2 protein-coding genes are annotated in these 602 nt (G+C 54.7%); both read right to left on the bottom strand.

The annotated features are described in order from the left end of the window. Positions 1–184, bottom strand: a 184-nt coding sequence (locus BVH01_RS24825; RefSeq protein WP_218189085.1) for a hypothetical protein, incomplete at its 3' end; no start/stop codon positions are given. 156 nt (positions 185–340) lie between these two features. Next, the coding region (locus BVH01_RS04225; RefSeq protein WP_218189084.1) for a transposase at positions 341–602 on the bottom strand (262 nt) is incomplete at its 5' end.

Below are 602 nucleotides of genomic sequence, written 5' to 3'. Positions count from 1 at the left end.
CGCTGTTGCCGATGGACTCGGCCTGAATGCCCAGGTTGGCAGTGGCGCGCAGGGTGCCTGCGTTGCTCAGGCCGCCGCTGATCAGGGTCAGGTCGCGGCCCTGGACCAGCGCACCATTGGGCGCCAGCCGGCCGTCGGCCTGGGCGAGGTAGAGCACGGGCGCCAACACCTTCTGGCCGCTCACTTCGCAAATCGATGGGGTCAGAGTCATTGGTTCGGGCATACAGCTAAATCAATGACTCTGACCCTATCGATTTGAGCAGGCATAACTTCATTTACTTTGACAGCAATACTTTAAAATCGATGGAATCAGAGTCATTGATTCGAGCATGCGGCTAAATCAATGACCCTGACCCCATCGATTGGTACGACCATAAGTGAAATTGATGTATTGAACGTACCGACGCCCCAGGGCCTGCATCAGCCGGCTAATGCCCTGCTCAACACTGGGCGTGGCTAGCAGGTGCACATGATTCGTCATCAGCACAAAAGCATGGATGGCGACTTGGTATTTTTTGGCCGCGTCGTTCAGAAAAGACAGGTAGACCTTGTAATCTGCTTCATTGTAAAAGCAGGCATCTCGGTTATTGCCGCGCTGAATC

The sequence above is a fragment of the Pseudomonas sp. PA1(2017) genome (genome assembly GCF_001945375.1).
Taxonomy (GTDB): domain Bacteria; phylum Pseudomonadota; class Gammaproteobacteria; order Pseudomonadales; family Pseudomonadaceae; genus Aquipseudomonas.
Note: the sequence above shows the minus strand (reverse complement) of the source record. Positions and strands in the feature narration are given on the sequence as shown.